Origin of the sequence: Natrialba sp. PRR66 (assembly GCF_034808065.1) — an archaeon.
Lineage (GTDB): Archaea > Halobacteriota > Halobacteria > Halobacteriales > Natrialbaceae > Natrialba > Natrialba aegyptia.
The window spans coordinates 1-260 of the sequence record NZ_JAXHGN010000164.1; the positions used below are offsets into that span (position 1 = coordinate 1).

At 72.3% G+C, this 260-nt stretch carries 1 pseudogene; it reads left to right on the top strand.

The window, feature by feature from the left end:
- A pseudogene (locus SM755_RS23865) lies at positions 1-123 on the top strand (hydrogenase expression protein); the annotation flags it as partial.
- Positions 124-260 lie beyond the last annotated feature (137 nt).

A 260-nucleotide genomic window follows, 5' to 3' on the forward strand; every position in this document is an offset into this window, starting at 1 on the left:
GACGTCGGGCGCATCAGCGAGGGCGCGGGCGTCTACGTCGACGACGAGCGCCTCGAACATCCCGACGTCGACCCGTCCTGGGCGGCGTTCGAGGCGCTCGCGGCCGAGCACGGCGACGGCTAGCGAGCGCGAGGGCGGGTCGGGCGCGCCGTTACCGGATTGTCGAAAGCACGGGCTGCGGTGCCGGTCTTCACGACCGTCGGCGTTCTCGTCGCTCCTGGGACGGTCAGGGACGTCTGCGAGTGGCCACGTCACCGGTC